The organism is Lentzea sp. NEAU-D7 (assembly GCF_026242055.1).
Lineage (GTDB): Bacteria > Actinomycetota > Actinomycetes > Mycobacteriales > Pseudonocardiaceae > Lentzea.
The window spans coordinates 51,711-78,473 of sequence record NZ_JAPJDL010000026.1; the positions used below are offsets into that span (position 1 = coordinate 51,711).

Genomic DNA, 26,763 nt, shown 5'->3' on the forward strand with positions numbered 1-26,763 from the left:
AGCGGGTACCCGGCCCCTCGCGCCGCGGCGCCCACCCCCGCCTGGAACCGGGTCTGCGCGCCCAGCTCGTCCATCAACCGGTGCAGCCGCCGCTGGAACGTCCGATAGCTCAGCCCGAGCTGCTTCGCGATGCTGCGGTCCGGCAGTCCGGTGGCCAGCAACGCGAGCAGGCGCGCGTCCTCGATCGAGATCTCGGTGCTCGCGGGCTGCCCCGGCAACGCCAGCGGCACCGCGTCGTCCCACAGCCTGGCGAACAACGCCCCGAGCGAGTCGAGCAACGCCGACCGGTGCACGATCACCGCGCTCTCCAGCGTCGTCTCCGTGCTGTGCAGCGGGATGAGCCCCAGATGGGCGTCCGCCAGGATCATCTTCGTCGGCGCGACGGCGACCACCCGCGCCTCCTCCCCCAGCGACAGCCCCATCTCCAGGTCGGCGCGCAGGTCGTGCAGCTCCAGCGCCTGGCGCTCGTAGATCCCGCGGAACCGGATGCCGCGGTTCAGCAGCTCCTCCTCCACCGGGTGCAGGGACGTGGGCGCCTTGGCGTAGGGCGGCTTGTCCACGAAGCAGACCTCCCGCCGGGCGGTGCGCATGACCTGGTCGACGCGCCGCGAGATCGCCTCGGCCCCGTGCACGACCTCGACGAGGTCGGCGGGCGCGCGCACGCCGGCCGCGCGTTCGTACCGGACCTGCAGCTCGCCTGCCAGCAGCCGGTCACGCCGCAGGTCGTCCTCCCGGCGCAGGAAGTGCATGGCGAGCGCGACGTCCGGGGCCACGGCCGTGTGCAGCCCGTTGACCTGGTGGACGAACCCCAGCTCCGTCAACGACCTCAGCACGCCGAGGACGTCCGGCTCGTCCAGGTCCGTGGCGAGGCGGAGCTCGGCCAGGCCGAGCTGGTAGGCGTCCACGAGCACCTCGTACACCGCGAACTCCGCCGGGCGCAATCCGAGCACGCGAGCAGTATGCCGACTTCGGGCACGCGTTGACGCGGGGCCATCACGAACGTGACGACCGCGAAGCCGAGCATCAAGAACGCGAACGGCACCACGTTCACCGGCGTGAGGATCAACGGCAGGGAGGTCTGACGCTCACTCCCGGACGAGGTGCGCCTGGAGGTCGTCCACGAACCGGCCGAGCAACCGGCCGAACGCGGCCTTGTCCTCCTCGGACCAGTCGGCGACGGCGTCGGCGAACCAGCCGAGGACGGCCTCGAGGTACCGCCCGGCCGCCGCCGCACCCTGCTCCGTGAGCTCGACCAGACGCGCGCGCTGGTCGTCGGGGTCGGTGACGCGGCGGACCAGATCGGCGCGCTCCAGGTCGTGCAGGTGCCTCGTGACGTGCGGGCCGACGACCTGCATCCGCGCGGCGATCTCCCCCACCCGCAACGGCCGGTCGGCCATGCGCAGGGTGATGAGCACGGTCAGGGCCGGGCGGTCGATCCGGAGGCCGACGTGCTCCATCGCCCGCTCGACCAGCTGGCTGCGGTTGAGCACGGTGCCCAGTTGCATCAGTTGCGGCAGCATCGCCGCAGGGTCCAGCCCGCTCATCTCACACCTTACTTACCTAACTTAGGTATATGCTTGCCCTGGTCGCGCATCACCGTAGCGATCATCGCGATCCGAAAAAGGATACCTAAGTCAGTTATCTGGAGGCATCATGAGCTCGGTCCTGATCTCCGGCGCCAGCATCGCCGGCCCGGCGCTCGCGTTCTGGCTGCGGCGGCGCGGCTTCGACGTCACCGTCGTCGAGAAGTCCCACACCCTGCGCGGCGGCGGCTACCCCATCGACATCCGCGGCACCGCGCTGGGCGTGGTCGAGCGGATGGGCCTGCTCCCCCGGCTGCGCGCGGCCCACGTCGACACCCGCCGGATCACGTTCCTCGACGCCGGCGGCGACCAGGTCGCGTCGGTCCGGCCGGAGTCGCTCACCGGTGGCGGAGGCGACGACCTGGAGGTCCGGCGCGGCGACCTCGCGGAGATCCTCTACGACGTCGTGCGCGACGACGTGGAGTTCCTCTTCGACAACACGATCGTCACCATGGACGAGCACTCCGGCGGCGTGGACGTGACGTTCCGCAGCGGCCTCGCACGCACCTACGACCACGTGATCGGCGCCGACGGACTGCACTCGGTGGTGCGCGAGCTGACGTTCGGGCCGGAGGAGCAGTTCCACCGCTACCTCGGCTACTGCTTCGCGGGCTTCACGCTCCCCAACCACCTCGGCCTCACGCAGGAAGCCGTGATGTGGAACGAACCCGGCCGCGCCGCCGCGCTGTACGCCGTCGGTGCGAACGAGACGGTGCACGGCTTCCTGAGCTTCGCGCGCGCCGAGGCGCCGTTCCGCGCGTTCCGCGACCCGCAGGCCCAGCGAGACCTCGTGGCGGAGGTGTTCGCCGGTGACGGCTGGGAGGTGCCGGGGCTGGTCGAGGCGATGCACGGGGCCGACGACCTGTTCTTCGACACGGTCAGCCAGATCCGCATGCCGCGCTGGTCGTCCGGTCGCGTCGCCCTGGCCGGGGACGCCGCGCACGCCCCGTCGTTCCTGACCGGGCAGGGGTCGAGCCTCGCGCTGGTCGGCGCCTACGTGCTGGCGGGCACCATGAGCGACTTCGGGGCGTACGAGCGCACGATCCGGCCGTTCGTCGAGGCGAACCAGAACCTGGTCGACGTCGGCAACGCGGAGCTGTTCCCCGGCACCCCCGAGGCGCTGGCCGCGCGCAACGCCGCCCTGCGCTCGCGCGAGACGATGCCCGCCGAAGCCGCCCGGCCCGAGCACTCCGCGCTGACCCTCCCGGAGTTCGAACCGCGTGCGTGAGTTCAACCCCCAGACGAACCACCGCCGTCTACCCCTTGACGCCGACGCTGCCGAACTCCAAGTCACGCATGTGAGTTCAACTTCCCGACGAACTCACCGCCGTCTGCCACTCCACGCCTCCCCTCCCGGCCTCCGAGCTGCGCGCGTGAGTTCAACCTCCCGACGAACTCACCGCGGCCTGCCACTCCACGCCACCCCTCCCGGACTCCAAGTCACGCGCGTGAGTTCAACTTCCCGACGAACTCACCGCGGCCTGCCACTCCACGCCACCCCTCCCGGACTCCAAGTCACGCGCGTGAGTTCAACTTCCCGACGAACTCACCGCCGTCTGCCACTCCACGCCACCCCTCCCGAACCCCGAGTCGCGCGCGTGAGTTCAACTTCCCGACGAACTCACCGCCGTCTGCCACTCCACGCCACCCCTCCCGAACCCCGAGTCGCGCGCGTGAGTTCAACTTCCCGACGAACTCACCGCCATCTGCCACTCCACGCCGACCCTCCCGGAGTCGAGTCGCACGTGTGAGTTCGTGTCGGTCGTCCGGTCGCCTCTTCGGGTCAACCGCCGAAGGCGATTCGGCCCGAAGCGGCGGCCCCCCCCGCCCCCCCCGCGCCCCCCCCCCGCCCCCCCCGCGCCCCCCCCCCCCCCCCCCACTTCCCGACGAACTCACCGCCGTCTGCGAAGCAGCGGCCATGAACACAGCCATAAAACACAGACAGCTCGCCCACAGGCGGCTCACAGGATTCGGCCGCAGTCTGGGTCGCATGACGGACAACCACGACCGCGGCCTCCAGTTCGACCTCGCCACGCTCATCGGGCGCCGGCGGGCGCTGTCGCTGCTCGGCGGCGCAGGCCTCACGCTCGTGGCCTGCGCCCCGTCGACCACCACCGCGACCCCGACCACCACCGGCTCCGCCACGACAGCCGACGGCTCGCCGCTGGAGACCATCCCCGAGGAGACCGCCGGCCCGTACCCCGGCGACGGTTCCAACGGCCCGAACGCGTTGACGCAGAGCGGAATCGTGCGTTCGGACATCCGTTCCAGCTTCGGTTCGTCGAGCCGCACGGCCGAGGGCGTGCGGCTGACGATCGACCTGACGGTCCAGAAGGACGACGGCAAGCCGTTCGCGGGCGCCGCGGTCTACCTGTGGCACTGCGACATCAACGGCGACTACTCGATGTACTCGGACCGCGTGAAGAACGAGAACTTCCTGCGCGGGGTCCAGGAGGCCGACGCGTCCGGCGGGCTGACCTTCGTCAGCGTCTTCCCCGGCGCGTATGCGGGGCGCTGGCCGCACATCCACTTCGAGGTCTACCCGAGCCTCGCCGAGGCGACCAAGGCAGGCAACAAGATCACGACCTCGCAGCTCGCGTTGCCCGAGACGACGTGCAAGGAGGTCTACGGCACGGCCGGGTACACGCAGAGCGTGCAGAACATGTCGCGCACTTCTTTGAAGCAGGACATGGTGTTCCGCGACGGCGTCGACCACCAGATGGCGACGGTGTCGGGTGACGTCCAGTCCGGCTACACCGCCTCACTGACCTTCGCGGTGGAGGGCTAGCCACAACTCCGCGCGCAGGCCGGGTGAGTCGAGCGAGCGGTTCAACGCCTGCTCGGCGCGGCGCACCCGGTTGCGCAGCGTGTGCCGGTGCACGCCCAGCTCCGTCGCCGCCGGGTCCCACGCGCCGTGGTGCGCCAGCCACACCCGGAGCGTCGCACGGGTTTCCGCGTCGAGAGGCTTCAGCAACGCTTCCGCGAACCCGTCCGGCAGCGGCAGGTTCCCGGCGAGCTCCTCGAACGTGCGCAGGCCGGCCTGACGGACCTGGCGGGCCTCGCGGTATCCCCGCGCGACGCCGCTCTGGTCCACTTCGGACGATGCGACACCGTCGAACTCGTCGGTGAGCACGACGACATCGCCGTCGTGCTCGGCCCAGAACACGTCCTCGTCGGGTGGTTTGGCAACGAGGAACACCCGGAACCGGCGGGGCAGCCCGTCGACCGCGAGCCCGGCCAGCAGCATCCGGAACTGGGCGGCGCGGAGTTCCCTCCTGGCCGCGTCGGCGGAGTCGTGCTGGGCGAGCGCGAGGACGAGCAGCGACGCGGCCGTGTTGACGATCCCCGGATCCGGCCGGGCGGTACCGACCGCCAGGACGCCCCGGGCACGGCTGCCGAGGACCTGGAGGAACACGTGCACGCCGTCGAGCTCGAACGCGGCGCTGGCCAGGCCGCCCGCTGTCCTCAGCCGGGTCAGCTCGGCGGTCAGGTCCGGGACGAGGCGGGGGTTGTGGGCGTGCACGGGCTGACCGGCCGCGTCGAGGAGCACGGCCCAGCCGTCGATCCACTGGCCGAGCCGGCGCACCACCGCGCCGACGCCGGACCGGACGGCGGCTCTGGTGAGGGCGCGCTGGGCTTCGCTGGTCCTGGTCAGCGCCGCGTACTCGTCGGCGGCGAGCGCCTTCGACACGGCCTTGCTGATCGCGATGAACGGCACCTCGCGCGGCACCTCGACCAGCCCCAGTCCCGCCTCCGCCGCCGCTCGGACCAGCGCGGGCGGCACGACGTCGTGCCCCACGCCGGTGCCGAAGCCGAGCCCGACGACTCCCGCGCGCACGAGCCGTTCGACGTAGCCGTCGCGCAGGGCGTTGAGGCCCGTCGTGAGCAGCAGCTCGCCACCCTCCAGGAACGGCGTGGGGTCGGCGAGCTCCGTGCCGTGCACCCACCCGACCGGCTTCGACAGGTCCCCCGCCAGCACCGGCAACGCCAGCTTCCCCGCCAACTCCCGCACCGTGATGGGCATGTGCCAATTTGTACAACCTCTGTCGCGAAGAACGCCATTTCAGACACTGCGCAGGCTGCTGACCAGGGCCATGCTGAGCACATGACCCGACTGCGAACCGCGATCCCCGGTCCCAAGTCCCTGGAGCTCCAGGCGCGGCGCGGGAACGCCGTCGCCGCCGGGGTCGGCTCGACGCTGCCCGCCTACGTCGACTCCGCCGACGACGGCCTGCTGATCGACGTCGACGGCAACCAGCTGATCGACCTCGGTTCCGGCATCGCCGTGACGAACGCCGGCAACCCCGCACCCGCCGTGGCCGAGGCCGTGCACGCGCAGATCGACAGGTTCAGCCACACCTGCTTCATGATCACGCCGTACGAGAGCTACCTCCAGGTCTGCGAGGAGCTGAACGACCTGACGCCGGGCGACCACGAGAAGCGGTCGGTGCTGTTCAACTCCGGCGCCGAAGCCGTCGAGAACGCGGTCAAGATCGCCCGGCACGTCACCGGCAGGCAGGCCGTCGTGGTGTTCGACCACGGCTACCACGGCCGCACGAACCTCACGATGGCGCTGACCGCCAAGAACATGCCGTACAAGCACAGGTTCGGCCCGTTCGCGCCCGAGGTCTACCGCGTGCCGGGGTCCTACCCGCTGCACGACGGCCTGACCGGCCCCGAAGCGGCGGCCAGGGCGATCGCCGCCGTCGAGAAGCAGGTGGGCGCGGACAACACCGCCGCCGTCGTGATCGAGCCGATCCAGGGCGAGGGCGGGTTCGTCGAGCCCGCCGAGGGCTTCCTGCCGGCGCTCGCGCGGTGGTGCCGGGAACGCGGCGTGCTGTTCGTCGCCGACGAGATCCAGACAGGCTTCTGCCGCACCGGTTCGTGGTTCGCGCTCGACCACGAGGGCGTCGTGCCGGACCTGATCACCACGGCCAAGGGCATCGCGGGCGGGCTGCCGCTCGCCGCCGTCACGGGCCGCGCCGAGATCATGGACGCCGTGCACGTCGGCGGCCTCGGCGGCACCTACGGCGGCAACCCGGTGGCGTGCGCGGCGGCCCTGGGCGCCATCCGCACGATGCGCGAGCGCGACCTCAACGCCGCCGCACGCCGGATCGAGGAGACGGTGCTGGGCCGGCTCAGGGCGATCGCGGAGAAGACCGACGTCATCGCGGACATCCGCGGCCGTGGCGCGATGCTCGCCATCGAGTTCACCGAACGCACGCCCGACGTCGCCACGCGCGTCGCGAAGGCGTGCCACGAACAGGGTGTCGTCGTGCTGACGTGCGGCACCTACGGCAACGTGATCCGCTTGCTGCCCCCGCTGGTCATTCCGAACGACCTGCTCGCCGAAGGACTCGACGTGCTCGAAGGAGCTCTGCTCGCATGACCGACTTCCACACCCCCGAAGACGTCGAGAACGCCGTCGCGCAGGCGCACGCCGTCGCTGCCGAACTGGCCGCTCTCCCCGCGCACCGCCGTGCGTCCGCTTTGGACCACGTGTCGCGGCGCCTGGCCGAGCGCGCCGAGGAGTTCGCGCAGGCCATCAACGACGACTCGGGCAAGCCGCTGAAGTGGGCGCGCGTCGAGGTGACCCGCGCTGTCTCCACGTTCCGCTGGGCGGCGGAGGAGGCCCGCCGGTTCTCCGGTGAGCTGCAGCGCCTCGACACCGACCCGTCCGCCGAGGGCCGCCTCGCGCTGGTCCGCCGGGTGCCGCGCGGTCCCGTGCTGGGCATCGCGCCGTTCAACTTCCCGCTGAACCTGGTGGCGCACAAGGTGGCGCCCGCGCTGGCCGTCGGCGCGCCGATCGTGCTGAAGCCCGCGCCCGCCACGCCGAAGGTCGCGTTCCTGCTCGGCGACCTGCTGGCCGAGACCGACCTGCCGCGCGGCGCCTTCGCGGTCCTGCACCTGTCCAATGAGGACACGGCCGCGCTGGTCGAGGACCCGCGCCTGCCGGTGGTCTCCTTCACCGGGTCCGGCCCGGTCGGCTGGGGCATCAAGGAACGCGTGCCGCGCAAGCACGTCACGCTGGAACTGGGCGGCAACGCGGCCGCGATCGTCGCCCCCGACTGGCAGGACGTCGAGTTCGCGGCGCAGCGCATCGCCACGTTCGCGATGTACCAGGCCGGCCAGTCGTGCATCTCGGTGCAGCGCGTCTACGTGCACACCGACGTGTACGACGAGATCTCGGAAGCCGTCGTGCAGCACGTGAACAAGCTCGACGTGGCGGGCGACGTCGGTCCGTTGATCAACGACGCCGCGGCCGACCGCGTCGAGTCCTGGGTGCGCGAAGCCGGCGCAACGGTCCTGACGGGAGGAACCCGCGAGGGCCGCACGTATGCACCCACCGTGCTGACCGACGTGCCGGAGGACTCGAAGGTCAACGCCGAGGAGGTGTTCGGCCCGGTCGTGACGCTCACGCGGGTGGACAGCGTCGAGGAGGCGTTCGACCGCGTCAACGCGTCCCGGTACGGCCTGCAGGCGGGTCTGTTCACCACGGACGTGCGGCTGGCTTTCCGCGCGGCGCAACGGCTCCAGGTCGGCGGCGTGATCGTCGGCGACGTGCCGAGCTACCGCGCGGACCAGATGCCGTACGGCGGCGTGAAGGAGTCCGGCATCGGCCGGGAGGGCCTGCGGGCGGCGATGGACGACCTCACCGAGCAGCGCGTCCTGGTGCTGACCGGCCTGGAGCTGTGACCGGCAGGCGTCCGGCGAACGGGGCGTTCTTGACGTTCACTGCGATGATTTGCCGGTGGCCGTCACGATCAGGGATGTCGCGCTCCAGGCTCAGGTCTCCGTTTCGACGGTCTCGCGCGCGCTGAGCGCGCCGGGTCTCGTCAAGGAGGCCACCCGGCAACGGGTCCTGGACGTCGTCGCCGGGCTCGGCTACCAGCCGAACCGGGCGGCGCGGAGCCTGATCACCGGCCGCACCGGGAACCTCGGCATCGTGGTGCCCGACCTGCTCAACCCGTTCTTCCCCTCGGTCCTGCGGGGCGTGCAGACGAAGGCGGGCGAGGCGGGCACCTCGGTGTTCTTCTGCGACAGCAGGGAGGACCCGGACACCGAGGCCGAGCTCGTGCGGACGATGGCGGCGCAGGTCGACGGCGTGGTGCTGTGCGCGTCGCTGCTGTCCGACGACACGATCGCCGAACTGGCGGCGGCGACCCCGCTGGTGCTGATCAACCGCATCGTGCCGGGCGTCTCGTCGGTGCTGATGGACAGCGCGTCCGGCATGGACCAGGTGGTCGCGCACCTCGAGTCGCTGGGCCACGAGGACTACGCCTACCTCGGTGGCCCCGCCGCGGCGTGGTCGAACAACCGCAGGATCCAGGGCCTCGCCGGCCGTGCCCGGCTGCTCGGCTCGTTCGAGCCGAACTTCAACGGGGGCCACGCGGCCGCGGAGCGGGCGCTCGGCACCGGTGCGACGGCGTTCCTCTGCTACAACGACCTGATGGCACTCGGTGTGCTCGCCTACCTCGCCGCGCACGACGTGAAGGTGCCGGAGCAGATCAGCGTGACGGGCTTCGACGACATCCTCTACGCGACGATGTGCTCTCCCGCGCTGACGACGGTCCACATGCCGACCGAGGCCGCCGGCGAGGTCGCCGTCGACCTCCTCGCGTCCCTGCTCGCCGGTGGACCGGCCGAGCACCGGGAGCTCCCGACGACGCTCGTGGTCCGCGCGAGCACGATCAAGCGTCCGGGGACGGTCTGACACCCCGGCACGAAAACCGAGAAGCTCTGGACGCATTCCTCGGCGACGAACGAACAACTGTTCCGCTGGCTCACTCGGGCCGAGGGAGTCGCTTCGGGGTGACTCCCTCACGCAGCCGATGGGTGACGTCTAGTCGTAACCGCGAACGTGCCCGTCCTCGTCGGCGAGAATTTCGTAGCCGTCCATGCCCAGCTCCTTCCGTTGGCGTCTGACCTCATAAACCGTAGAGCCTCGGACGCGTCCTGTGGAGTGAATTTGCATCGCAACCGGGGTAGCCGCCGATAACCCAGAGGAGTCGCGGTAACGGCTCTCTCTCGATTCCGAAGTGTAAAGACGCCGCAAGAACGGGCGCATCACCCGCGCGTGACAAAGGCGTTTCGAAGGCGACCCGGAAATCGATTCAGTGATCGTGAAAGTCCTGGAAGACCGGTGTGGAAAAACGCGCAGTTACGACACGGCGAACAGTCAGCGCGAACCGGCTGTCTCCGTGACCGCCCGCAGCGCCGCCACCACGGCCGAGAACGGTGGCAGGAACGGCTTCGTGGCCGGCATCTCACCGAGCCACCGCACCCCGCCCCCGTCGATCCGCGAGGGCGGCAACGGCACGAGGGTGCCCAGCCGGTGCGTCAGCGCGCCGCGCGCCCGCAACCGGATCAGGTTCACCTGCGAGGCCTCGTCGGCGGACTCGGTGAGGATGAGCCACCGCCCAGGAGCGCCCGCGACCGAGGGCAGCACCAGCACCGGCCCGGCCAGCATCCGCACGGACAGGTAGTGCTGCACCTCCCCGGCGATCCCCGCGGCCATCTCCACGGCGGACACCCCGTGATCGGTGGTCAGCAGCAGCCGGTTCTCCGACCGCAGCACCAGCCACCCCCAGTCCGAGCAACGCTCGAGCGCACCGGCGAAAGTGTCGAGCTGCGGCAGAACTCCGGACGGCAGTGCTCCTCTAGGCGAGTTCATCGATCTCACCCTCACTTGGTTGGAGGCGGTGTAACTCCGATCACACGATTTGACTCTCCGCCGCCATGAACTCACTATCGGCCCGCCATCGGCACACTTGAACGGGGCTGGAGAGCGTGACTCACCTGCGGGAACGGCATGTCACCATGATCGCGCTGGGAGGCGTGATCGGAGCGGGCCTCTTCGTCGGGACGGGCGCCGGGATAGCGCTCGCCGGACCGGCCGTGCTCATCTCGTTCGGACTCGCCGGAATTCTGGCGCTGCTCGTCCTGCGCATGCTCGCGGAAATGGCGGCCGAGCACCCGAGCGGCGGCGCGTTCTCCGTGCACGCCGAAAAGGCGATCGGGCCGTGGGCCGGTTTCACGGTCGGCTGGACCTATTGGGCGGCCGTCGGTGTCGTGCTCGCGGTCGAGGCGACCGGCGCGGCCAAGATCGCGTCCGGCTGGGTGCCCGCGGTGCCGCAGTGGGCCTGGGTGCTGATCTTCATGAGCGCGCTCACCGCGGTGAACCTCGTGGGCGTCCGCAACTTCGGCGAGTTCGAGTTCTGGTTCGCTGGCCTCAAGGTCGCCGCGATCGTCCTCTTCCTCGCGCTGGGAGCGGCGGCCATCGCGGGCCTGCTCCCCGGTGTCGACTCGCCCGGAACGCGGAACCTGAGCGATTTCCTGCCCCACGGCTGGGGCGGCGTCATCGCCGGGTTCATGGCGGTGGTGTTCGCGTTCGGCGGCCTGGAGGTCGTCACGATCGCGGCCGCCGACGCCGAGAACCCCCAGCACGCCGTCAGGAAGGCCGTCCGGACGTCCATGACCCGGCTGCTGGTGTTCTACCTCGGCTCGATGGCCGTGGTCGTGACGCTCCTGCCGTGGAACGACTCCGAGGTCGGCGCCAGCCCGTACGTCGCCGTGCTGAACCGGATCGGGATCCCGGCGGCCGGGCAGATCATGAACGTCGTCATCTTCGTGGCCCTGCTGAGCGCGATCAACGCCACGCTCTACGGCGCCGCGCGCATGCTCAGCTCACTGGCCGAACGCGGCGAAGCCCCGAAAGCCCTGCTGGTCAAGAAGAACGGCGTGCCGCGCAACGCGGTGCTGGCCTCCACGGCGTTCGGGTTCTTCTCCGTGCTCCTCAACTACCTGTGGCCGGACACCGTTTTCCTGCTGCTGCTCAACGCGGTCGGCTCGGCGCTGCTGGTCGTCTGGGCGTTCATCGCGATCTCGCAGATCCGCCTGCGCCGCACGATGGAGAACCCGGCGGTCCCCATGTGGGGCTATCCGCACCTCTCCTGGCTGGCGCTGGCCGGGATCGCCGGCGTCATCGTGCTGATGCTGAGCGACGAGCAGGCCCGCGGGCAGATCCTGTCCACGGGCGTGCTCGTGGCCGTGGTCGCGGCGGTGGCGCTCAGCAGGTCGGCACTGCGCCGGCGCCGGGGCGACCGGACGCTCAGCCGGTGACGTTCTTCAACCGGTAGGGCTTGTACTTGGTGTTCTGCAGGCCGTACGTGAGCACGCGGTGGTCGGTGCCGTGGCCGCCGCGCTGCTCGTAGGCCATGTACTGCGACCTGTCGGCCTTCGTCCACTTCTCGAAGATCACGACGTGGCGGAAGTCGTCGCCCGGTTCGTCGACCGGGTCGATGAGCAGATCACCGGGTTTGAGATCGGCGATCTTGATCGGAGTCGTGTACTTGGCGGTGGCGAGAGCGACGGTGTTCGGCCCGCCCTTGGGATCGGTGTTCCCCAGATTCGCGGCCATCGAGACAAAGCCCGAACAATCTTGCCGGTACCCGTCCTTCCAGTACTCGGACATGCTGTACGGCACCTGCTTGCCGTTGTTCGCGGTCAGCCACGTGGCCGCCCGCTTCAGCATCTCACCCCTGCTGATCTGCGCTTCCGGTGCCGCGTACGTCGTGGGCGCACCGACGAGGACGAGCGCCAGGAACGCGGTGATCACCGCTGAAACGAATTTCACCATTTCCCCCTGCGTCGAGAGGAGCGAATCTCGTGGCTCCACCCGAACACGGGGCGCGACAGGAGGTCAAGATCATCTGTGGAAATGCCGGCGAATTCAAACTACAGTGGTAACTCGACCGAGCGAATTCGCCGCGATCAGGCCGATCGGCTTTGCGGGGTCAGCAGTTCGTTGATGGAATCGAGCGAGATCCCGAGCGCTCCGGCGAGGGCGGCGATGGTGAAGAAGGACGGCGTGGGGGCACGTCCCGTCTCGATCTTGCGCACGGTCTCGGCGGACAGTCCGGCGCGGGCCGCGATCTCGACCATGCTCTCCTCGCCGCGGGCGTCCCGCAGCAACTGACCGAGCCGCCTGCCGCGCTCCCGTTCCAGCGACGTCAGTGGGATGCGCACCATGCCTGCGGATTCTACGCGAAACAGGCTCGCGAAGTGGCGTGGAAAAAGTCCGTTGCGAGGTCCGCCGAGCCCGACGTAGGTTCGTTGTACACATGAGAGGAGGTGGTCCCAAGTTGTACAGCAACAGGACTCGTGAGGTGGCTGTCCGATAGGACCGCCTTTGGTGACGCCTAGTCGTAATCCCAGGCAGCCACCCGACCCCCGGACTTCGAGCGCTGGTCCCGCTCGGCCTGCTCGCGCAGGAGTCGTCCGGGGGTTGTCCCGTTTCAGGACTTCCGCACGGCCCGCAGATCCGCGACGAACGCGTCGAACGCCTCGGTGAAGTTCTCCGCGCGCACGACCGACGACGGGTGCACCGTCACCCCGACCTTCAGCCCGTCGTGGTCCAGCACCTCACCGCGGTGCTCGGTCAGCTTGAACGACGGCCCCAGCACCGCCTTGGCCGCCACGGCCCCCAGCACGATCACGAGCCGGGGCTCAACCACCCGGATCTCCTCGCGCAGCCAGGGGAAGCAGGCCACGACCTCGCTGCGCCGGGGCTGCTGGTGGATCCGGCGCTTCCCCCGTTCGATGAACCGGAAGTGCTTCACCGCGTTCGTCAGGTACGCCTTCGACCGTTCGATGCCCGCGGCCTCGAACGCCTTGTTCAGCAGCCGCCCCGCGGGTCCGACGAACACGTGCCCCTCGGTGTCCTCGCGGTCACCCGGGCACTCCCCGACCACCATCAGGCGGGCCGGCACCGGTCCCTCGCCGAACACGGTCTGCGTCGCGTCCCGGTAGAGCTCGCAGCCGCGGCATCCCGCCGACGCCGAACGCAAAGCCGCCCAGTCCGCCCCGTCGGGGACGTACTGGGCGGCATCCGCGGTCTTGCCGGGACTCCTACTTGTCCGAGCGGAAGGCATCCTTGACCTTCTCGCCGGCCTGCTTGATGTCGGCCTTGGCGCGCTCCGCGCGGCCCTCGGCCTGCCACTGCTCGTTGTCGGTGGCGTCGCCGACGGCTTCCTTCGCGCGACCCTTGAGTTCTTCGGCCTTGTTCTCGAACTTCTCATCGGCACCCATGGAACTCGGTTACCCGGCGAGCACCGTCCGAAACAGTTGATAAGGTGATCACTCGCGGTTGAGAACCCAGCCGCAAGCCGATGTGACGGCTTGCCCTGGGTGTGCCCGCCCTTCGCAATGCAGCTCCAGAGCACCGTCGTCACACCGGCATGCCGCTGTGACATGACGACGCGAAAGGAGCCGGCGGTGTCGTCCGCGAGAATCACCGCCCTCGAGGCCGAGGTGGCAGGGCTGCGCAAAGCTCTGGTGTCCCGGACTGTCATCGGGCAGGCCACAGGCCTGATCGCCGCACGCAAACCCTGCACACCCCAGCAGGCTTTCCAGCTGCTGGTGCACATCTCCCAGCACCACAACATCAAGCTGCACGTCGCCGCGGACCGGCTGGTCACGGCGTTCGTGCACGCGCACCTGGGACGGCCCGTCGACCTGGCTGACCAGATGCTGTGGGATCACGTCGACGCGACGACCGCGAACGAGTCCGGCGGGAGCGACGACGGGTTCGCCGAGGAGGCGAGCAGCACTTCTCCGTGAGGCAGCGGGACGGGGGTCGTGCCGAGGTTGACGACCACGCGGATCGCTCCGCGGTGCAACACGAAGCACTCCCCGTCCTGCTTCACCACGAACCTGTCCAGTCGCGGGTCGGCCAGCTCCGGGCGGGAGCGGCGCAACGCGATCAGGGCTTTGTAGGTCTCCAGGACCTCGGCGTGGTCACCTTCCCCCGCCTCGTCCCAGCGCAGGCGCGAGTTCTCGACCGTCTGAGGCGACATCGGGTCCGGAACGTCGGATTCGCCCCATCCGTGCCGGGAGAACTCACGCCGGCGGCCGGTCCGGACGGCCTCCGCGAGCTGCGGGTCCGGGAACGACGCGAAGAACTGCCACGGGGTGGACGCCGCCCACTCCTCCCCCATGAAGATCATGGGCGTGTACGGCGAGGTCAGCACGATCGCCGCGGCGCACAGCAACCTCCCCTTCGACACGGACGCGGGCAACCGGTCGCCCGTGGCGCGGTTGCCGACCTGGTCGTGGTTCTGCGTGTACGCGAGGAACCGGTAGCCAGGGATCAGCGCGGTGTCGACCGGCTTGCCGTGGTGCTTCTCACGGAACGAGGACCAGGTGCCGGCGTGGAAGAACACCTTCTCCAGCGTGTTCTTCACCGCTCCGGGCGCCGCGAAGTCCTCGTAGTAGCCGAAGGTCTCGCCGGTCAGCGCGACGTGCAGGCAGTGGTGCAGGTCGTCCGACCACTGCGCGTGCAGGCCGTAGCCGCCGGCTTCGCGCGCCGTCACCAGCCTGGCGTCGTTCAGGTCGGACTCGGCGATCAACGTGAGCGGACGGCCGACGGACGCCGACAGCGCGTCCACCTCGACGGCCATCTCCTCGAGGACGTGGGTCGCCCGCTGGTCCGCCAGCGCGTGCACGGCGTCGAGCCGCAACCCGTCGACGTGGAAGTCCCGCAGCCACTGCAGCGCGTTGTCGATGACGTACCGGCGCACCTCGTCGGAGCCCGGCCCGTCCAGGTTCAGCCCGGGGCCCCAGTCGTTGCGCCCGGCGAAGTACGGCCCGAACCTGTCGAGGTACGCGCCGGACGGCCCGAGGTGGTTGTAGACGACGTCCAGCAGCACGGCCAGGCCACGGGCGTGGCACGCGTCCACGAACCGCTTGAAGCCGTCCGGCCCGCCGTAGGGCTCGTGGACCGCGCCCCACAGCACGCCGTCATAACCCCAGCCCTCGACGCCGTCGAAGCTGTTGACCGGCATGACCTCGACGAACGAGATGCCGAGGTCCACCAGGTGGTCGAGCTTGCCGATCGCGGCGTCGAACGTGCCCTCCGGCGTGAACGTGCCGATGTGCAGCTCGTAGATCACGCCGCCCGGCAGCGCCCGGCCGGTCCAGGCGCTGTCGGTCCACGCGAAGTCGTGGGCGTACACCCGCGAAGGCTCGTGCACCCCGCCCGGCTGCCACAGCGACCGCGGATCCGGGTACGCCTGGCCCTCGATGACGAACGCGTAGTCCGCACCGGCCGGCGATTCCACATCGGAGAACCACCAGTCGCCGTCGCGCTTCATCTCGTGGTCGAAGCCGTCGACGCGCACGTGCACCGACTCGGGCGTCGGCGCCCAGACGGAGAAGCTCACTGATCCCCCTGCACCAGCAGCGCTACCGGATAGGTGTCGAGCAAGGACGCCAGGTCCTCCGTCACCGGGCGCCCGGTGAGGACGTCCGTCCACTTCGCACCCGGCAGTGGCAGAACCGTGTCCTGCCAGCCCTTCTGCTCCAGGCCGACCGGCAGCCGCGTCGCGACCGTGATCACCCCGGACCGTTCGAACGCCAGCACGTGCTCGGCGGCCGGGCCTTCGGCGTGCAGCGGCCGGTAGCCGTGCAGGCCGCGCTTGCGCACGTGCAAGGCCTTCTGCACCACGAGGAGCTTGGCCGCGCCGGAGTCGTCGACCTCCGGCAGCCAGCCGGACTCGATGCGCGCCAACAGGTCCCGGCGCACGTCGTAGTCGACGGGCCGGCGGTTGTCCGGGTCGACCAGTGAGAAGTCCCACAGCTCGGTGCCCTGGTACACGTCCGGCACGCCCGGCGCGGTGAGCTGGACCAGCTTCTGCCCCAGCGAGTTCGACCAGCCGGGCACCTTGAGCCGTTCGGCGAACGCGGCGACCTCGGGCTCGTTCAGCGCCTTGGCGGGCCACGCGGCCACCTCGGCGTCGAACTCGGCGTTCCGGTCGACCCACGAGGTCTTGATCTTCGCCTCGCGCGACGCCTTCTCCAGGTACTGGCCCAGCCGCTCCTCGGTGAGCGGCCACGCGCCGACGACCGACTGCCACGCCAGGCGGTTCAGCGTCGGTTCGGAGATGCCGTGCTTCTCGGTCATCTCGGCCTCGAAGGCCAGGTAGGCGTCCGGGATCTCCGCCAGCACGGCGAGCCGTGCCCGCACGTCCTCGGAGCGTTTCGTGTCGTGCGTCGACAGCGCTGTCATCGCGTTCGGCTCCGCGGCCTCACGCCGGGCCGCGCGCTGGTGGAACTCGCCGACGGGCAGGCCGAACCTGTCCGGTGAGCCACCGACCTCGTTGAGCGCCACGAAGTTCGTGTACCGGTAGAACGCGGTGTCCTCGGTGCCCTTCGCGACGACCATGCCGGACGTCTGCTGGATCCTGGTCGCCAGCTCGCCGTGCGGATCGGCGCGGACCTGCTCGTCCAGCGCGCGCACCGCGGGCGACCTGCTCAGCCTGACCGCGGTCTCCCAGTACCGCAGGCCCTCCGGGAGGTACGACCGGTACACCGGGAAGTTGACCATCACCTCGGCGACGGCCCGGCACGCCTCCTCGAACTCCACCCCTTCGACGAGGCGCGCGATCCGGCGCACCTCCGCCACCAGGATCGAGTCCGAGACCTGCTGCCGCGAGGCGTGCTCGACCGCGTGGAAGTCGCCGGCGTAGGCGTCCGTGGGCGCGATGAACACGCCGCAGATCTCGCGCAGCGCGTCGTAGCCCGTGGTGCCGTCGACCGGCCAGCTCTGCGGCAGCGACTCGTCCGGCCCGAGGATCTTCTCCACGACCAGCCAGCCGTCGAAGTGCTCCCGCAGCCGCCGGAAGTAGCCGCCGGGATCGGCGAGCCCGTCCGGGTGGTCGATGCGCAGCCCCGTGACACCCCACGACAGCACCGCCCGGTGCGTCGCCTCGAACACCTCGGGGTCCTCGACCCGCACCGCCGCGAGCTCGGTGATGTCGAAGAACCTGCGGTAGTTCAGCTCGGTGTTCCCGCGCCGCCAGTTGGCTTTCAGGTAGTGCTCGTGGACCTCGTCGGGGGCGTCCTCGGCGAGGACGGGCAGCAGCACCTTGCCCGACGACCAGTCGATGTCGAAGTACCGCGCGTACTTCGAGGCCTGGCCGTGCGCGAGCACGTCCTCCCACCACGGGTTCGGCACGACCATGTGGTTCGGCACGATGTCGACGACCAGGCCGAGGTCCAGCGCCTTCAGCCGGTCCTGGAGCTCGACCCGCCCGGCGTCGCCGCCCAGTTCGGGTCGCGCGAGGGTCGGGTCGGTGACGTCGTAGCCGTGCGTCGAGCCCTCCCGCGCGTCGAGCATCGGCGACCCGTACAGCGCGCCGACTCCCAGGCGGGCCAGGTAGTCCGCGATGCCGGCGGCGTCGGCGAAGGTGAACGACGGGGTGAACTGGACGCGGTAGGTCGAGGACGGCGCGCCCATCAGCCCACCCGCTGCAGCACGACGAGCGACCGCGCGGTGAGCGACAGCTGCCCGGACGCGGCGATCGGCTTCTCGTTGCCGCCGACCTCGCCGGTCGTGGTGTCCACGACGACCTTCCACTCAGGACCGTACTCGGTGTCGGGCAACGTGATCTGGATGTCCTCGTGGTGCGCGTTGAACGCCATCAGGAACGAGTCGTCGACGACCCGCATGCCGCGCAGGTCGAGGTCGGGAATGCCCTCGCCGTTGAGGAAGACGACGATGCACTTGCCGAAGTCGTCCTCCCAGTTCTGCTCGGTCATCTCCTCGCCCGCCGGCGTGAACCACGCGATGTCGCGCAGCTCCTCGCCCTTGCGGATCGGCCGGCCGGCGAAGAACCGGCGGCGCCGGAAGACCGGGTGCGCCTTGCGGAACGCGGCGAGCGCCGAGGTGAACTCGGCCAGCTCGGCGTTGGACTCCAGCAGCGACCAGTCGACCCACGAGACTTCGTTGTCCTGGCAGTAGGCGTTGTTGTTGCCGTTCTGCGTGCGGCCGAACTCGTCGCCGTTCACGATCATCGGCACGCCCTGCGACAGCAGCATCGTCGCCATCAGGTTGCGGCGCTGCCGCCGCCGCAGCGCGAGGATCTCCTCGTCGTCCGTCGGCCCCTCGACACCGCAGTTCCAGGACCGGTTGTGGCTCTCGCCGTCCTGGTTGTCCTCGCCGTTGGCCTCGTTGTGCTTCTCGTTGTACGACACCAGGTCGTTCAGCGTGAAGCCGTCGTGCGCCGTCACGAAGTTGATCGACGCGTACGGGCGGCGGCCGTCGTCCTGGTAGAGGTCGCTGCTGCCGGTGATGCGCGACGCGAACTCGCCGAGCGTCGCGGGCTCACCGCGCCAGAAGTCGCGCACCGTGTCGCGGTACTTGCCGTTCCACTCCGTCCACAGCGGAGGGAAGTTGCCGACCTGGTAGCCACCGGGCCCGACGTCCCACGGCTCGGCGATCAGCTTGACCTGCGACACCACCGGGTCCTGCTGCACGACCTCGAAGAACGTCGCCAGGCGGTCCACGTCGTAGAACTCGCGGGCCAGCGTCGCCGCGAGGTCGAACCGGAAACCGTCGACGTGCATCTCGGTGACCCAGTACCGCAGCGAGTCCATGATCAGCTGCAGGGTGTGCGGCGAGCGCACGTTCAGCGAGTTCCCGGTGCCCGTGTAGTCCGTGTAGTACTTCGGGTCGTCGTCCTCGAGCCGGTAGTACGACTCGTTGTCGATACCGCGCATGGACAGCGTCGGCCCGAGGTGGTTGCCCTCCGCCGTGTGGTTGTAGACGACGTCGAGGATGACCTCGATGCCCGCCTGGTGCAGGGCCCGGACCATGCCCTTGAACTCCTGCACCTGGTTGAGCGGCATCGCCGCGTAGCCGTCGTGCGGCGCGAAGAACCCGATCGTGTTGTAGCCCCAGTAGTTGCTGAGCCTGCGCTCCTCCAGCGTGTGGTCGCTGATGAACTGGTGCACCGGCATCAGCTCGACCGCCGTGATGCCCGTCTTCACGAGGTGGTCGATCATCACCGGGTGCGCGAGGCCCGCGTACGTGCCCCGCAGGCGCGGCGGGATCTCCGGGTGGTCGATCGTGAGACCGCGGACGTGCGTCTCGTAGATGACGCTCTCGTTGTACGGAGTCTTCGGCAGCCTGTCGTTCGTCCAGTCGAAGAACGGGTTCACGACCACGGACTTCGACACGTAGGGCGCCGAGTCGTCGTCGTTGCGCTCGTCCGGCGACCCGAACTTGTAGCCGTACAGCGCCTCGTTCCACGTCAGGCCGTTGGAGATGGCCTTCGCGTACGGGTCGATCAGCAGCTTGTTGGGGTTGCAGCGCAGGCCTCGCGCCGGGTCGTACGGGCCGTGCACGCGATATCCGTAGCGCTGTCCGGGGCCTACGCCGAGCAGGTAGCCGTGGTGGACGAAACCGTCCACCTCCGGCAGCCTCACGCGTGTCTCCGTGCCGTCCTCGTCGAAGAGGCAGAGCTCCACGTACTCCGCGACTTCGGAGAACAGGGCGAAATTGGTGCCCACGCCGTCGTAGCCGGCGCCAAGCGGGTAGGACCTACCGGGCCAGGGTCGCACAATGCTCCTCGTCACAAGAAACTAGCTGCTGACAGACCATATCCGTGCGGCAACGGCGTGGCATCACGTCGTTGCCGCACGGCAGGTCGGGTTTTCGTGTGGACCGGTCACCCGGTGCGGATCGACGTTCAAGGCCACCAGCCCACGTGCAGCGGGTCTTCCGGTCGGCGCCACGTCTGGCCGGACCGCCGGGGCTCGGGGCGCGTCAGCTCGGCTTTCAGCGCACCACGATCCGGGCAGGTCTTGGACGACGGGAACCAGCGGTCTGCCACGACCAGACAACTACCCCGCCGGGACGTTTTGTACTCCTGCCGCCGGAACTCCGCGATCGGGACCGCGCGGGAGCCGCGGCGCGGCGCCGAAGCGCGCGCGGACCTCGCGGCACCGCGGTGCGCGGGCTCTGCCCGCGCCTGTGCCGGGTCCGTTGCGCACCGGTAGGCCTGGTGGACGATCACACCTGAACCCTACGAGCGGGCACCGACGATTTCCGGCCCGCTGCAGCAAGGTTCTCACGAGAGTGGGAGCGGCTTTATTCGATCGTGTGATCGTCACCCGTCGGCGACTACCGGACGCAGTCACACTCCTTCGTGCGCCAGCACCAGCTGGCCGCGGGCGGCGGTCAGCAACGTGCGGGCTTCCTGGATCTCCACGTACTTCAGGTGTTCACACGCGGCCTGCGCGCACGCCAGCGCGTACTGCAGGGCGGTGTTGTCGTCCACGGGACCTGCGTCCCGCAGCGCGTCACGCAGGGATTCCTCCGCGCGCCGTGCCCCGACGACCGGGTCGCCGAGCGCAGTGGGCCTCACCGAAGCGAGGACCTGCTCGACGGCCAGTTCAAGCACGCCGGTCGATGTCCGCGTGCCCACGGCTGAGCTCATCTGGTACGCCACCTCCAAGAACGTTCGTCTTCCGCCGTCCGGTGACGGCCTTACAGTACTCCTCAGGTCTACGACCTGCAGTTACGCAAAAGTTTCATCTTCCGCGGCTGCGGAGCGGACGGGTGATCTCGCGGACGAGCGGGAAGAACTCGTCCAGCTCCACCGGCAGGGGGATTCTCCAGTTCGGGTGCTCGTCGATCGTGCCCGGCACGTTCGGCTGCCGGGTTTCCCGCAGAGCGTCCTGAGGTGAGGTCAGGACCAACGCGCAGGGTGCCTGCGCGAGCAGTTCGTGGGCGCCCTCGACCCTGTCCGCGGGCTTGACGCCCTCCTGGCGCATCAGCTCGTCGAAGTCGGGGCCGTCCGGTCCGGCGAAGAACGTCGCCGCGGTCGGCAGGTCGTGCGTCGAGATGCTGGCCATCTGGTTCGGGTTCCACTGCGACGGCGGGATCAGCGGGTGGCCCTCGGCGTAGTAGTCGCGCTGGAAGTAGAGGACGGCGCTGGTCAGCATGCCGTTCTCCTGCAACGTCTTCGTGACGATCGGCTCGACCGTGCCGAGGTCCTCGCCGACCACGACCGCGCCCGCCCGGTACGCCTCCAGCGCGAGCACGCCCAGCATGGCGTCCGCGTCGTAGTAGACGTACGTGCCGCGCGACGGCGGCTCGCCCGGCGGGATCCACCAGAGCCGCCACAGGCCGGCGACGTGGTCGATGCGGATGCCGTCCGCGTGCTGCAGGACGCTGCGCAGCACCTGCCGGAACGGCCGGTAGCCGGTCTCAGCGAGCCTGTCCGGGCGCCACGGCGGCAGGCCCCAGCCCTGGCCGTCCGCGCTGAACGCGTCGGGCGGCGCGCCGACCGTGACGTCGATGGCGAACACGTCGGGATCGGCGAACGTGTCCGCGCCACCGGGGTCGACGCCCACCGGCAGGTCGTGGATGACGCCGACGGCCATGCCTGCCTCGTGCGCGGCGAGCCGGACGTCCTGGAGCTGGCGGGTGCAGAGGTGCTGGAGCCAGGCGTAGAACGCGACCCGTTCCGCCGGTGGGTCCTCGCGGTCCTCCGGCCACGCGCGCCAGTCCTTGCCGTGGACCTCGGCGAGCGCGCAGTAGGTCGCGAACTTCTCCAGCTCGGCGTCCACCTCGACCTCGCCGCCGGGGAAGAGCAGTTCGAGTGCCTGCTTCTTCGCCTCCCACACGGCGTCGTAGTCGATCAGGTCCTCGTTCGCGGGCTTGAGGTCGCGGATGAGCTGCCGGGTGCGCGGGCAGGCCTGCAGGAACTCGGCCGTGTCGGTGACGCGCAGGTACAGCGGGTTCGCGAACCGGCGGGTCGTCGGCGAGTACGGCGAGCGCTCGACCGGGTGCGTGGGGCTCGGGGCCTGCACCGGGTTGACCAGGACGACGCCGGCGTCGAGCTCGAGGGACGACCTGCGGGCGATCGTGGCGAGGTCGGCGAAGTCGCCCATCCCCCACGACTCCTTCGAGCGCGCGGCGTAGAGCTGCAGCATCCAGCCCCAGGTGCGCGGTACCTCCGGCAGGGTCCTCGGCGCGACGGCGAGCGTGACGGTCTGGTCCCCGGTCACCACGCGGTGCCAGCCGAGCGGCACCGAGTCCGGGACGTGCCGTTCGACGGCGAACGAGGTGCCGTCCTCGAGCTCGATGGTCGCGGGACCCCGGAGGTCGTACGTCTCGTACTCGCGGATGACGATCGTCGGCGGGAGCTTCTGCTCGGCCCGGCGCCGCTCGACCTCGGTGAGCTCGCGGGCGACCGAGTCCTCAGTGGACGCGTCGACTCCGAACTGGGCGAGGATCTTGACCACGACGTCACGATCGACCGAGACCTCTTGCTGGTCCGCGTTTTCGTATCGAGTGGCGACGCCCCAGGCGTCCGCCAGCCGCGTCAGCAACTGCTCCACACCTACAAGCTATGTCACAGCTCGGTCAGCATTACCAGAGCAAATGGTCCCTGGTCACCCGATGGGTGCAGGCCGGTCGGGACGCACACGCAGGGGTGCTTTTACTTAGACATCCGATGCTTCGTCCGGAATGGCCACGACCGCCTCGACCTCGACCAGGAAATCGGGCCCGAACAACGCCGCCACCTGGACCAGCGTGCTGGCCGGGTTGTGCACCTCGCCCAGCGCGGGACGCAGGATTTCGTCACGCACGTCGCGGATCGTCTGCACCTCGGACGCGTCCAGCACGAACCAGGTGAACTTCACGACATCCGACCAGTCGGCGCCAAACCTCCGGATGACGTGATGAAGATTGCTCAGCGCCTGCCGCGTCTGCGCCGCCAGGTCGTCCACCCCGACCACGCACCCGGCCGCGTCGACCGCCACCTGGCCGGAGATGAACGCGAGTTTGCCGGTGACCGCCACGGCGTGGGCGTAGCCGGGGGTGGTCGGCAGCGCGGCGAGCTCGGTCAGGCGTTCTCCGGCGGGCATGACCGACACCCTACTCAGGCGGCGGGCCCGCTGGAGTTGCGCACGACCAGCCGCACCTGGTGCTCCGCCGGTTCGATCTCCCCGCCCCTGATCAGCGTGAAGAGGTCGGCGACAGCCCGCTCCCCCTGCGCCTTCGCCGCCCCCTCGACGGCGGTCAGCCCGACGACGCGGGTGAGCTCCTGCCCGTCGAGCGACACGATCGACACCTCGTCCGGCACCGCGCGCCCGTCCCGCTGCATGCGCAGGAAGATCCCCACCGCGGCGGCGCCGTTCGAGCTGATGACCGCCGTCGGCAGCCGTTCGCCGTCGAGCAGCACGTCGACCACCTGCTCGCCGCCGTCGACCGTCGGCGAGCACCAGACCGTCCACTCGGGACGCACGGTGAGCCCGGCGGCGACCAGGATCTCGTCGTACGACTCGTCGACGCCGTCGGCCAGCACCAGGGCCACGTCGCGGTGCCCCAGCCCCTGCAGGTGGGACACGGCGGTCCGCAGCGCGTGGCGGAGGTCGGTGTCGTCGACCGCGACGTGCGGGACCTCCAGCGACTCCAGCGCGACCTGCTCCGCCGGGGACAACGACATCGACAACAGCAGCACACCGTCCACACGGCGCCCGAGTGGCAGCTCGCCGAAGAACTTCGCGCGCGCGTCCGCGTCCCCGAGCACGTAGAGCAGCACGTCGTAGCCGGCCTGCCGCAACGCGCCCTCCGCGCCCGCCAGCACCGGGCTGACCTCGGACGTCAGCACGGCGATCGCGTACCGTCGGCCACCGGCCAAAGAGGAGGCGTCCCGCGCGATCGCGTACTTCATGCGCCGCGCGATCTCGCTCACGTGCTGCCTGGTCGCCTCGGACACGCCCGGTTCGCCCCGCAGCGCACGCGATACGGTCGCAGCGGACACCCCTGCGGCCTTGGCCACGTCGGACATGCTGGTCACGGCCCGAGCGTATTGGAGATCCATGAAGCCCGGCGACCTCGCCCCCGACTTCACACTGCCCGACCAGGACGGCACCGACCGCAAGCTGTCGGCACTGCTCGAGGCCGGCCCGGTCGTGCTGTTCTTCTACCCCGGCGCGATGACCACCGGGTGCACCGCGCAGAGCTGCCACTTCCGCGACCTCGGGAAGGAGTTCGAGGAGGCAGGCGCCCAGCGCGTCGGGATCTCGATGGACGACGTGGCGAAGCAGAAGCAGTTCGCCGAGCTGAACGACTTCGACTACCCGCTGCTCTCCGACACCGGCGGCGACGTCGCGGAGCAGTACGACGTGCGGCGCCGGTTCGGGCCGATCCCGGTCAAGCGGCACACGTTCGTCATCGGCGCCGGCCGCGAGATCATCGAGGTGATCAAGAGCGAGTTCTCCATGAACGCGCACGCGGACAAGGCGCTGGCGGCACTCAGGAGCCGCGCCCAGTAGGCGGTCGGGACCGGCACGGCCGCGGCGACGCGCGCCGTGCCCGGGTTTCCGCAACAACATGCGTCCGAGGGCGGGCCGGACTCCGCCAGCGGCCCACGCGGACAAGGCGCCGGCGGCACTCAGGAGTCGGTGATCGTCAGAACGCCGTACGGCCCGGAAGCCTTGCCCTCGCGGACAGTCACACCGTCGATCGTGTACTTGCCGCGTACCTCGGCACCGTCCGGGCCCGCCACCACCACGAGCATCACGGACTCGGACGTGGGGCCGGCGGGCACCTCGACGGTGCGCGTCCACGGGAGAGTCACGCCCGCCTCGTTGTGGATGGACGCGCCGACGGTCGCGGTGATGTTGAAGGCCTTGCCGGTGCCGGTCACCTCGAACACGACGACCCGTTCCGCCGGTGCGGCAGGCGGTTCGGGCAGCACCACCGGCTCCGGCTCCGGTTCGGTCCGCTGAACGGCGTCGCGCACCGCGTCGACAGCGCCAGGCCCGTACATCACGCCGCCCACGGCCAGCAGCGCGACGAGCAGCAGGAAGATCCACGGCCCCTTCCGCGTCCTGCGCACCTCGTCGTGCAACGGCGGCGCGACGCCGTACTCAGGTGGCTGGTGCTGCGGCAGATGCGACATGAAGACCCCCTGCTGTGGGAGTCGATCTCCCGACTCCCGCCGTTACCCGGGAACTAGGACGCGGCACGGTGCGAAGAGGATCCCTGCCGAGATGATCGGGGATCAGGCGGTCCGCACCGGGCTGGTCCGGGCGAGCCGTTCCACGTGGTCGGCGCTGAGCGCGCCGGCGTCGTGCAGCCGGTACTCCGCCGCCAGCTCGCGGGCCCGCACCCGGAACGTCCCGCCGTGCAGCACCTCGCGCACCGCGGCCTTGATCGCCTTCTCCGACGGCGTCGCCGTGCGCAGGTTCAGTCCGGCGCCGGACCGTTCGACGCGGGCGGCGACCTCGGGCTTGTCCTCCGTCGCGCCCGCCACGACCAGCGGGACGCCCTGGGCGAGCGCGAGTTGCACACCGCCCATCCCGCCGTTGGTGACCATGGCGGACAGCTCCGGCAGCAGCCTGTCGTAGGGCAGGAACGGCGCCGTGAAGACGTTGGCGGGCAGCGGTCCCACGTCGTGCGCGCCGGTGCTGGCGACGACGGTGACGTGGTCGTCCGCGAGTGCGCGGATGACCGGTAGCACCAGCTGGCCCAGGTCCGTGTCCGCGACGGTCCCCTGGGTGACGTGCACGATCGGGCGGCCGGCGGTGATCATGCGGTCCCACCAGTCCGGCAGCGCGGCCTCCGGTGCCGGGTCGACCAGCGCGCCGACGAACCGCACCTGCGGCGGCATGAACGAGCGCGGGTGTTCAAGGCTGGCGATGCCGTTCTGCAGGTGCAGATGCGGTGACACGGCCATGAGCCCGCGCTCACCCCGCGGCAGGTGCAGGCCGGCGCGGATCCGGTCGCGGTGTTCGAACACGGGCTTGAACACCACGTTGTCCAGCAGCCCGCGCACGACCGCGTACCGCAACCGCGCGAGCGGGCCGGTCCGGTGCTTCAGACCGGGTCCGAACGGCGGCACGTCCGGTGCGGGCAGCATCATCGGTGTGACGCCGACGCTGACGGCGCGCGGGCCGCCGAGCTCCTCGAACACGGCCGCGCCGAGGTAGGCGGCGTCGTGCAGAACGAGGTCGGCAGGCCGTTCGGCCAGCGCCCGCCGCAGGTCGCCGACCTGTGCGGGGATCGGGTCGAGGAACACCGCGGTCATGTCGTAGCGCAGCTTCGCGATGCCCTTGAGCCGGGCGCGCTCGGGGAACAGCTCGTCGGCGTTGCGGCCCTGGTGGTCGGCCGACGGGTCCATCGCGACGAACTCCGCACCGGTGGCGGTGATCCTGTCGGCGAACACACGGCCGGTGCACCAGCGCACGTGGTGGCCTCGCTCGGTCAGCGCACGGGCGATGGGCAGCAACGGCGCGACGTGGCCGGGTATGGGCATGGTCGCGAACAACAGGTTCAGACGGGGCACTGCGGCAGTCGACCAGAACGCCCTTAACGCCC

Annotated in this window: 25 protein-coding genes; 8 read left to right on the forward strand and 17 right to left on the reverse strand. The window is 70.1% G+C overall.

The genetic code is table 11. The annotated features are described in order from the left end of the window. The coding region (locus tag ORI60_RS37500; RefSeq protein WP_266042766.1) for a helix-turn-helix domain-containing protein at positions 1 to 950 on the reverse strand (950 nt) is incomplete at its 3' end. 135 nt (positions 951 to 1,085) lie between these two features. Further along, positions 1,086 to 1,544, reverse strand: a complete 459-nt coding sequence (locus tag ORI60_RS37505) for a MarR family winged helix-turn-helix transcriptional regulator (RefSeq protein ID WP_266042767.1) — start codon at positions 1,542 to 1,544, stop codon at positions 1,086 to 1,088. A 109-nt stretch (positions 1,545 to 1,653) separates the two neighbouring features. On the opposite strand from ORI60_RS37505, the gene ORI60_RS37510 reads away from it, so the two are divergent. Both ORI60_RS37510 and ORI60_RS37515 read left to right on the forward strand, forming a co-directional pair. Further along, the gene (locus ORI60_RS37510) at positions 1,654 to 2,811 is read left to right on the forward strand and encodes an FAD-dependent monooxygenase (protein WP_266042768.1); all 1,158 of its coding nucleotides are present in this window, start codon (positions 1,654 to 1,656) and stop codon (positions 2,809 to 2,811) included. Positions 2,812 to 3,573: 762 nt separating this feature from the next. After that, positions 3,574 to 4,371, forward strand: coding sequence for an intradiol ring-cleavage dioxygenase (locus tag ORI60_RS37515; protein WP_266042769.1), 798 nt, complete (start codon positions 3,574 to 3,576; stop codon positions 4,369 to 4,371). Here ORI60_RS37515 and ORI60_RS37520 read toward each other — a convergent pair. After that, the gene (locus ORI60_RS37520; RefSeq protein WP_266042770.1) at positions 4,345 to 5,607 is read right to left on the reverse strand and encodes a PucR family transcriptional regulator; all 1,263 of its coding nucleotides are present in this window, start codon (positions 5,605 to 5,607) and stop codon (positions 4,345 to 4,347) included. The two genes, ORI60_RS37515 and ORI60_RS37520, sit on opposite strands and share 27 nt — an antisense overlap. 81 nt (positions 5,608 to 5,688) lie before the next feature. On the opposite strand from ORI60_RS37520, the gene gabT reads away from it, so the two are divergent. Genes gabT through ORI60_RS37535 form a run of 3 tightly spaced genes read left to right on the forward strand, consistent with a single transcriptional unit; the run spans position 5,689 to position 9,297 of the window. Further along, positions 5,689 to 6,972 (forward strand): 4-aminobutyrate--2-oxoglutarate transaminase, encoded by a 1,284-nt coding sequence (gabT, locus tag ORI60_RS37525; RefSeq protein WP_266042771.1) that lies wholly within the window; start codon positions 5,689 to 5,691, stop codon positions 6,970 to 6,972. Further along, positions 6,969 to 8,279 carry an aldehyde dehydrogenase family protein gene (locus tag ORI60_RS37530; protein WP_266042772.1) on the forward strand — a complete coding sequence of 437 codons (1,311 nt, stop codon included), beginning with the start codon at positions 6,969 to 6,971 and terminating at the stop codon, positions 8,277 to 8,279. The genes gabT and ORI60_RS37530 overlap by 4 nt, the downstream gene beginning before the upstream one ends. A gap of 55 nt (positions 8,280 to 8,334) precedes the next feature. Continuing rightward, the gene (locus ORI60_RS37535; RefSeq protein WP_266042773.1) at positions 8,335 to 9,297 is read left to right on the forward strand and encodes a LacI family DNA-binding transcriptional regulator; all 963 of its coding nucleotides are present in this window, start codon (positions 8,335 to 8,337) and stop codon (positions 9,295 to 9,297) included. A 465-nt stretch (positions 9,298 to 9,762) separates the two neighbouring features. Here ORI60_RS37535 and ORI60_RS37540 read toward each other — a convergent pair whose 3' ends face one another. Beyond that, on the reverse strand, positions 9,763 to 10,257 hold the full coding sequence (locus ORI60_RS37540; protein WP_266042774.1) for a hypothetical protein: 495 nt from the start codon (positions 10,255 to 10,257) through the stop codon (positions 9,763 to 9,765). Positions 10,258 to 10,373: 116 nt separating this feature from the next. Here ORI60_RS37540 and ORI60_RS37545 point away from each other — a divergent pair, with 116 nt between their 5' ends. Next, positions 10,374 to 11,705: an amino acid permease gene (locus ORI60_RS37545; RefSeq protein ID WP_266042775.1), complete on the forward strand. Its 1,332-nt coding sequence runs from the start codon at positions 10,374 to 10,376 to the stop codon at positions 11,703 to 11,705. Here ORI60_RS37545 and ORI60_RS37550 read toward each other — a convergent pair. From ORI60_RS37550 to ORI60_RS37565, 4 genes are all read right to left on the reverse strand, one after another. Further along, positions 11,695 to 12,222, reverse strand: a complete 528-nt coding sequence (locus ORI60_RS37550) for a hypothetical protein (protein ID WP_266042776.1) — start codon at positions 12,220 to 12,222, stop codon at positions 11,695 to 11,697. The genes ORI60_RS37545 and ORI60_RS37550 overlap by 11 nt on opposite strands. Positions 12,223 to 12,356: 134 nt before the next feature. Beyond that, the gene (locus ORI60_RS37555; RefSeq protein ID WP_030479084.1) at positions 12,357 to 12,614 is read right to left on the reverse strand and encodes a helix-turn-helix domain-containing protein; all 258 of its coding nucleotides are present in this window, start codon (positions 12,612 to 12,614) and stop codon (positions 12,357 to 12,359) included. Between the two features lie 266 nt (positions 12,615 to 12,880). Continuing rightward, on the reverse strand, positions 12,881 to 13,516 hold the full coding sequence (locus tag ORI60_RS37560; protein ID WP_266042777.1) for a UdgX family uracil-DNA binding protein: 636 nt from the start codon (positions 13,514 to 13,516) through the stop codon (positions 12,881 to 12,883). Beyond that, positions 13,494 to 13,673, reverse strand: coding sequence for a CsbD family protein (locus tag ORI60_RS37565; protein ID WP_090065142.1), 180 nt, complete (start codon positions 13,671 to 13,673; stop codon positions 13,494 to 13,496). The genes ORI60_RS37560 and ORI60_RS37565 overlap by 23 nt, the downstream gene beginning before the upstream one ends. Positions 13,674 to 13,859: 186 nt before the next feature. Here ORI60_RS37565 and ORI60_RS37570 point away from each other — a divergent pair, with 186 nt between their 5' ends. Next, the gene (locus ORI60_RS37570; protein ID WP_266042778.1) at positions 13,860 to 14,204 is read left to right on the forward strand and encodes an ANTAR domain-containing protein; all 345 of its coding nucleotides are present in this window, start codon (positions 13,860 to 13,862) and stop codon (positions 14,202 to 14,204) included. Here the strand turns inward: ORI60_RS37570 and treZ are convergent. From treZ to ORI60_RS37605, 7 genes are all read right to left on the reverse strand, one after another. Next, positions 14,123 to 15,805 (reverse strand): malto-oligosyltrehalose trehalohydrolase, encoded by a 1,683-nt coding sequence (treZ, locus tag ORI60_RS37575; protein ID WP_266042779.1) that lies wholly within the window; start codon positions 15,803 to 15,805, stop codon positions 14,123 to 14,125. The two genes, ORI60_RS37570 and treZ, sit on opposite strands and share 82 nt — an antisense overlap. Next, on the reverse strand, positions 15,802 to 17,880 hold the full coding sequence (treY, locus tag ORI60_RS37580) for a malto-oligosyltrehalose synthase (RefSeq protein ID WP_266042780.1): 2,079 nt from the start codon (positions 17,878 to 17,880) through the stop codon (positions 15,802 to 15,804). Before treY ends, treZ begins: the two co-directional genes overlap by 4 nt. Beyond that, entirely contained in the window at positions 17,880 to 19,985 is a 2,106-nt protein-coding gene (glgX, locus tag ORI60_RS37585) for a glycogen debranching protein GlgX (RefSeq protein WP_266042781.1), read from the reverse strand. Before glgX ends, treY begins: the two co-directional genes overlap by 1 nt. A gap of 575 nt (positions 19,986 to 20,560) precedes the next feature. Next, entirely contained in the window at positions 20,561 to 20,863 is a 303-nt protein-coding gene (locus ORI60_RS37590; protein ID WP_266042782.1) for a hypothetical protein, read from the reverse strand. Between the two features lie 94 nt (positions 20,864 to 20,957). Further along, entirely contained in the window at positions 20,958 to 22,772 is a 1,815-nt protein-coding gene (locus ORI60_RS37595) for a 4-alpha-glucanotransferase (protein ID WP_266042783.1), read from the reverse strand. A gap of 105 nt (positions 22,773 to 22,877) precedes the next feature. Beyond that, positions 22,878 to 23,303 carry a RidA family protein gene (locus ORI60_RS37600; RefSeq protein WP_266042784.1) on the reverse strand — a complete coding sequence of 142 codons (426 nt, stop codon included), beginning with the start codon at positions 23,301 to 23,303 and terminating at the stop codon, positions 22,878 to 22,880. Positions 23,304 to 23,317: 14 nt separating this feature from the next. Then, positions 23,318 to 24,229: a LacI family DNA-binding transcriptional regulator gene (locus ORI60_RS37605; RefSeq protein WP_266042830.1), complete on the reverse strand. Its 912-nt coding sequence runs from the start codon at positions 24,227 to 24,229 to the stop codon at positions 23,318 to 23,320. 31 nt (positions 24,230 to 24,260) lie between these two features. On the opposite strand from ORI60_RS37605, the gene ORI60_RS37610 reads away from it, so the two are divergent. Further along, a complete protein-coding gene (locus ORI60_RS37610; protein WP_266042785.1) occupies positions 24,261 to 24,716 on the forward strand; it encodes a peroxiredoxin in 456 nt (151 codons plus the stop codon). 119 nt (positions 24,717 to 24,835) lie between these two features. Here ORI60_RS37610 and ORI60_RS37615 read toward each other — a convergent pair whose 3' ends face one another. Beyond that, positions 24,836 to 25,345 (reverse strand): MmpS family transport accessory protein, encoded by a 510-nt coding sequence (locus ORI60_RS37615; RefSeq protein ID WP_266042786.1) that lies wholly within the window; start codon positions 25,343 to 25,345, stop codon positions 24,836 to 24,838. A 102-nt stretch (positions 25,346 to 25,447) separates the two neighbouring features. Beyond that, on the reverse strand, positions 25,448 to 26,731 hold the full coding sequence (locus tag ORI60_RS37620) for a glycosyltransferase (RefSeq protein WP_266042787.1): 1,284 nt from the start codon (positions 26,729 to 26,731) through the stop codon (positions 25,448 to 25,450). Positions 26,732 to 26,763 lie beyond the last annotated feature (32 nt).

Bases quoted from the DNA above. Each gene is read 5' to 3' on its own strand.
- ORI60_RS37505 (WP_266042767.1), bottom strand. From the start codon at position 1,544: ATGAGCGGGCTGGACCCTGCGGCGATGCTGCCGCAACTGATGCAACTG.
- ORI60_RS37510 (WP_266042768.1), top strand. From the start codon at position 1,654: ATGAGCTCGGTCCTGATCTCCGGCGCCAGCATCGCCGGCCCGGCGCTC.
- ORI60_RS37515 (WP_266042769.1), top strand. From the start codon at position 3,574: ATGACGGACAACCACGACCGCGGCCTCCAGTTCGACCTCGCCACGCTC.
- ORI60_RS37520 (WP_266042770.1), bottom strand. From the start codon at position 5,607: ATGCCCATCACGGTGCGGGAGTTGGCGGGGAAGCTGGCGTTGCCGGTG.
- gabT (WP_266042771.1), top strand. From the start codon at position 5,689: ATGACCCGACTGCGAACCGCGATCCCCGGTCCCAAGTCCCTGGAGCTC.
- ORI60_RS37530 (WP_266042772.1), top strand. From the start codon at position 6,969: ATGACCGACTTCCACACCCCCGAAGACGTCGAGAACGCCGTCGCGCAG.
- ORI60_RS37540 (WP_266042774.1), bottom strand. From the start codon at position 10,257: ATGAACTCGCCTAGAGGAGCACTGCCGTCCGGAGTTCTGCCGCAGCTC.
- ORI60_RS37550 (WP_266042776.1), bottom strand. From the start codon at position 12,222: ATGGTGAAATTCGTTTCAGCGGTGATCACCGCGTTCCTGGCGCTCGTC.
- ORI60_RS37555 (WP_030479084.1), bottom strand. From the start codon at position 12,614: ATGGTGCGCATCCCACTGACGTCGCTGGAACGGGAGCGCGGCAGGCGG.
- ORI60_RS37560 (WP_266042777.1), bottom strand. From the start codon at position 13,516: ATGCCTTCCGCTCGGACAAGTAGGAGTCCCGGCAAGACCGCGGATGCC.
- ORI60_RS37565 (WP_090065142.1), bottom strand. From the start codon at position 13,673: ATGGGTGCCGATGAGAAGTTCGAGAACAAGGCCGAAGAACTCAAGGGT.
- treY (WP_266042780.1), bottom strand. From the start codon at position 17,880: ATGGGCGCGCCGTCCTCGACCTACCGCGTCCAGTTCACCCCGTCGTTC.
- ORI60_RS37590 (WP_266042782.1), bottom strand. From the start codon at position 20,863: ATGAGCTCAGCCGTGGGCACGCGGACATCGACCGGCGTGCTTGAACTG.
- ORI60_RS37600 (WP_266042784.1), bottom strand. From the start codon at position 23,303: ATGCCCGCCGGAGAACGCCTGACCGAGCTCGCCGCGCTGCCGACCACC.
- ORI60_RS37605 (WP_266042830.1), bottom strand. From the start codon at position 24,229: ATGTCCGACGTGGCCAAGGCCGCAGGGGTGTCCGCTGCGACCGTATCG.
- ORI60_RS37610 (WP_266042785.1), top strand. From the start codon at position 24,261: ATGAAGCCCGGCGACCTCGCCCCCGACTTCACACTGCCCGACCAGGAC.
- ORI60_RS37615 (WP_266042786.1), bottom strand. From the start codon at position 25,345: ATGTCGCATCTGCCGCAGCACCAGCCACCTGAGTACGGCGTCGCGCCG.